Origin of the sequence: Inquilinus limosus MP06 (genome assembly GCF_000767795.1) — a bacterium.
Classification (GTDB): domain Bacteria; phylum Pseudomonadota; class Alphaproteobacteria; order DSM-16000; family Inquilinaceae; genus Inquilinus; species Inquilinus limosus_E.
Map to the genome: position 1 here is coordinate 1 of NZ_JANX01000492.1, position 4867 is coordinate 4867.

The 4867-nt window shown below is 70.6% G+C and carries 5 protein-coding genes and 1 riboswitch; of the genes, 1 reads left to right on the plus strand and 4 read right to left on the minus strand.

All coding sequences use genetic code 11. From position 1 onward, the window contains the following. The coding region (locus tag P409_RS26710) for a glutathione S-transferase C-terminal domain-containing protein (protein ID WP_034845573.1) at positions 1 to 311 on the plus strand (311 nt) is incomplete at its 5' end. A 287-nt stretch (positions 312 to 598) separates the two neighbouring features. Here the strand turns inward: P409_RS26710 and P409_RS26715 are convergent. The 4 genes from P409_RS26715 to P409_RS26730 form a co-directional block, all read right to left on the minus strand. Continuing rightward, positions 599 to 1519, minus strand: a complete 921-nt coding sequence (locus tag P409_RS26715; RefSeq protein WP_034845574.1) for a homoserine O-succinyltransferase — start codon at positions 1517 to 1519, stop codon at positions 599 to 601. Between the two features lie 44 nt (positions 1520 to 1563). Further along, positions 1564 to 1669: riboswitch (SAM-I-IV-variant riboswitch) on the minus strand. A gap of 97 nt (positions 1670 to 1766) precedes the next feature. Beyond that, positions 1767 to 2837 (minus strand): TAXI family TRAP transporter solute-binding subunit, encoded by a 1071-nt coding sequence (locus P409_RS26720; RefSeq protein ID WP_202964820.1) that lies wholly within the window; start codon positions 2835 to 2837, stop codon positions 1767 to 1769. A gap of 11 nt (positions 2838 to 2848) precedes the next feature. Then, positions 2849 to 4144 (minus strand): MFS transporter, encoded by a 1296-nt coding sequence (locus P409_RS26725; protein ID WP_052121438.1) that lies wholly within the window; start codon positions 4142 to 4144, stop codon positions 2849 to 2851. A gap of 138 nt (positions 4145 to 4282) precedes the next feature. Beyond that, positions 4283 to 4867: cell wall hydrolase (locus P409_RS26730; RefSeq protein WP_034845576.1), on the minus strand; the 585-nt coding region annotated here is incomplete at its 5' end.

The window sequence follows — 4867 nt, forward strand, 5'->3', positions numbered from 1 at the left end:
ACGAGCTGCCGATGGACCTGGCGCCGGCCGAGCCCGGCAAGGCCCGCAGCGACGCCGCCGAAGCCGATATCGCCCGCGTCACCGCGATCTGGCGGCAGTGCCGCGAGGCGGCCGGCGCCGAGGGCCCGTTCCTGTTCGGCGGCTTCGGCGCGGCCGACTGCATGTATGCGCCGGTGGTCCTCCGCCTCGACCGCTACCGGGTGCCGCTGGACCCGGTGTGCCGGGCCTACGCCGACGCGGTGCTGGACCTGCCGGCGATGCGGCGCTGGATCGAGGCCGGCATGGCCGAGCCCTGGGTGCTGACGTTCTGAGAGACCGTTTGGAATGCGCTGGCGCGGCCGTCTGACGGCGGTTTCTCCGCTTCCGGTGCTCACGCACCTATGTGCGCTGCGCTCCGGTTCTCGAAACCGCCGCCAGCCGACTCACGCCAGCGCATTCCAAACGGTCTCTCATACTGCCGCCTCACCCGATCACCTCATAGCCGTCATTGCGAGCGCAGCGAAGCAATCCATGCAGCCGCCCTTGCGGGACGATGGATTGCTTCGTCGGCTTCGCCTCCTCGCAATGACGAGGAAGGACGGATGTCTGCCTGCGGGACTCAGCCCTTGCCGATATCGCCCAGATCGTAAGGCGTGGTCTGGTACAGCTGGTTGATCCAGTTGCCGAACAGCAGATGGGCGTGGCTGCGCCAGCGGTTCTGCGGGCGGCGCTCCGGGTCGTCGCCCGGGAAGTAGTCATGCGGCAGGGCGATCGCCTTGCCGGCGGCGACGTCGCGGAAATACTCGTCGCCCAGCGTGTCGGTGTCGTACTCGACATGGTTGAACATGTGCAGCGACCGGTGGCCGGGATCGTCCAGCAGGCACAGCCCGGCCTCGTCCGATTCCATCAGCACCTTCATGCCGCTGGCGGGTGGCAGGTCCTCGCGCCGGTTCTCGGTCCAGCGCGACACCGGGATGGTGAAGTCGTCGGAGAAGCCGCGCAGATAGGGCGAGGCCGGCTCGACGATGCGGTGGCGGTACACGCCGAACTTCTTCTGCGGCAGCCCGTGCTTGGGCACGCCGTGGAAATGGTGCACCGCCGCCTGGGCGCCCCAGCAGATGTTGAAGCAGCCATGGACGTTGGTCTGCGTCCAGTCGAAGACGCGGCGCAGCTCGTCCCAATAGGTCACCTGCTCGAACGCCATCGTCTCCACCGGCGCGCCGGTGACGATGAAGCCGTCGAACTTCTCCGCCTGCACGTCCTCCCAGTCCCGGTAGAAGGACAGGATGTGGTCGGCCGGGGTGTTGCGCGGCACGTGGTTGGTCATCTTGACCAGCGTCAGCTCGACCTGCAGCGGCGAGGCGCCGAGCAGCCGGGCGAACTGGGTCTCGGTCTTGACCTTGTTCGGCATCAGGTTCAGCAGGCCGATCCGCATCGGGCGGATGTCCTGGCGCACGGCCTCGGCCTCGGCCATCACCATGACCCCTTCCGCTTCCAGCACGGAACGGGCGGGCAGATCGTTCGGAATCTTGATCGGCATAGTTCGGTCTGGTTCCACGCGTCGCGGGCAGGACCGAATCTGTGATGGACCCGTTTGGTTGTCGGTTCGACCACATCCCCCCTCTCGGGGGCGCCACCTTGCTCGGGAAGCAGGTTGGCGTCGGGCAGTGCCCAACTCCTGATGTGCGACCAGTTCTACGGGGTCCGCCGGGACATTTCAACTGGATGAATGCGCGGCGACATCCGGTCCGTCCGGCTCCGCCTCGGGCGGCCCGCCGGGCCTCGTCTCAGGGAGTCGCCTTGGCAGGCAGGCTCAGCATCGCATTCTCGGCGTAGTAGCGGGCGGCGCCGGGGTGCAGCGGCACGCCCAGGCCGCGCGCGGCGCCGTCGAGCGAGATCTCCTTGCCGCGCGGATGGCCGGCCGCCAGCAGCTCCAGCGTCGATTTCTGCCACAGGGCGCGGGTGATCTCGTAGACCGTGGCCTCGGCCACCTTCTCCGCCACCAGCCAGATCGCGCCGACCGACAGGCCCGGCACCTCGGCGGCGACGCCGTCATAGAGGCCGGCGGGGATCGGCTCCTGCGCGAAGAAAGGCACCTTGGCGACCAGCGCCTCGGCCTCCGGCCCCGCGATCGGCAGCAGCCGGATCGGCCGGCGCCGCGCCAGGTCGGCGATCACCCCCAGCGGCGGCCCGCCGGTCATCACCATGGCGTCCAGCCCGCCTTCGGCCAGCAGGTCGGCCGAGGGCTCCGGCCGTTCATAGACCTCGGTCACGTCGGTCTGCTTCAGGCCGTAGGCGCCCAGGATCTGGCGGATGTCGTAGATGGTGCCGGAGCCTTCGGCGCCGACCGAGACGCGCTTGCCCTTGAGGTCGGCCACCGATTGCGCCGGGCTGTTCGCCGGCACCACGACATGGACGAATTCGGAGAAGAGATGGGCGATGGCGCGCAGGCTGGTCACCGGCGGCTCGCCGGCGAAGGGCCCCTCGCCGGTATAGGCGGCGAAGGCGACATCGGCCTGGGACAGGCCGGACTCGAACTCGCCGTCGCGGATCCGCCGGATGTTGTCGATCGACCCGGCGCTGGCCTGGGCCACGGCGATCAGGCCGGAGACGCCGCAGCTGCCGCCGGCGCTGCCGCAGGGCGGCAGGCCGGGGGGGCCGGAGATGGCGCCGGCAATGATGCCGCCGATCGGGAAATAGGTGCCGCCGGTGGTGCCGGTGCCGATGCGGAAGAACACCGGGTCCTGCGCCTGCGCCCGCGCCGATCGCATGCCCCCCAATTCCACCGTGCCGAGCCCCGCCGCGGCCATCCCCGCGGCCGGAAGCACGGTGGTCAGCAGGCGGCGGCGGGTCAGCATGGCGGGTCCCCTCAGGCGGCGTCGCGCAGTGTCGGCGGCGTCTCGTCCGGCGCGCGCGGATCGAGCTCGGCCGCGGCCGGCGTGGTGGTCGGCGCGACCGAGACGAAGCTGCCCTGCTCCTCGTTCGGCTTCGCTGCGCGGCGAGTCATGCGGTAGACGGTGAACAGCGCCAGCAGCGCCGCCACCGTGCCGGTCCAGGCGAACAGGCCGGACGGGCCCAGGAGCTGCATCACCCGCGACGCCATGATCGGCCCGAACACCGCGCCGGTGCCGTAGCACAGCAGCAGCCCGGCGGCGGCGGGCACCAGCTGCTCCGGCTCCATGAAGTCGTTCGCGTGGCTGAGGCTGAGCGGGTAGATAGTGTAGGACAGTCCGCCGAAGGCGGCGAGCAGCACCAGCAGCAGCGTCATCGAGGTGCCGCCGAACAGCGCGAGCGCGGCGCTGATCAGGGCCAGCGCGATGGTGATGCCGAGGAACACCTGACGCCGGTCGAAGCGGTCGGACAGCCGGCCGACCGGATACTGCAGCAGGAACCCGGCGAAGATCGCCGTCATCATGAAGCCGGCGATCCAGTCCGGCGACGGGTCGATGGTGCGGGCATAGACCGGCCCCATGCCGGAGAAGGCGGCGCTGATCAGCCCGACCGAGACGCAGCCGGCGACGCCGAGCGGCGAGATCGCGATCAGGGCGCGCAGGCCGAAGCGCTTGACCTTGATCACCGGCGGCGTCTCGACCGGGGTCAGCGACAGCGGCACCAGCGACAGCGACACCAGCATCGCCACCACCGAGAACAGGGCGAAGCTGGCCGGGTCCATCACCGTCAGCCAGGGCTGGGACAGGCCGAAGGCGGTGTAGTTCACCGCCATGTAGGAGGACATCACCCGGCCGCGCACGGCGTTGGAGGCGCGGGCGTTCAGCCAGCTTTCGATGATGGTGAACAGCACCGCCATGCTGATGCCGGTGATCAGGCGCAGCGCCGCCCAGACCACCGGGTCCACCCACAGCGCGTGGAACAGCGCCGCGGCCGACGCGATGGCGGCGAAGGCGGCGAAGGTGCGGATGTGCCCGACCAGCAGCACGATCCGCGGGCAGATCAGCGTGCCCAGGGCGAAGCCGCCGGAATAGAAGGCCAGCACCAGGCCGATGGTGCCGACGCCGAAGCCGTCCAGGTCCATCCGCACCGCGACCAGCGTGCCGAACAGCCCGTTGCCCATGATCATGATGGCGGCGCTGAGCAGCAGCGGCGCCACGGCCAGGAGGACCGAGCCGAGGGAGGGTGGCGGAGAGGCGGAATCGGTGGCGGCCATTCACGTCCGTTCTAGGTCGGGCGAAGGGCCGGGGCCAGGGAAGATTCGTGACGTTTTCAGGGCAAGCCCGCCCCCTGGTCTCCGCCCGCAGATAAGGTGGTGCGGGGGCGCCGCCACGGCCAGCCCCGTCGCCTCGATTCAGCCGCCGCGCTTCGGCCGGTAGAAGACGTGGTCGCCGATCGAGGCGGTGCGGCGGAAGCGGTTGGTCCAGGCCGGCATGCCGCGGCCCAGCGCCCGCATCGCCGCCGGGGCGAAGAAGTACTGGGCGCCATCGGTCGGGTCGTCGGCGAAATAGCCGTCCAGCATCTGCCAGACCACGAGGCGCGCGGTGCGCTGCAGGATCTCGTCCTGCGCGCTGAGCGGCGCCGGGAACTGCGGCATCGCGCCGCCCCGCACCGCCTTGGCGAAGGCGCGGAAGCGCGGGCGCTGCAGCGGCTCGAACTGGCCCGGATCGGCCAGGACCTCGCACGGCGTGTCGCCGAAATCATCGGCCACCGCGATGCGGTTCATGACCACCCAGACCACCGCCGCCATGCCGCGCGTACCCTGGTTGCCGGCCTCGGTGTAGGCGGTGAAGGCGAGGCAGCGCAGCGACCGCTCCGCCTTGGCCGGGTCGGCCGGCAGGGGCACGCCGCCGATGCTCAGCGGTCCGCTGCCGACCCGCCGCAGCAGCGGCGAGGGCTGGTCGACCGCGACGCCGCGGCCGGAGACGAAGACGGAGCA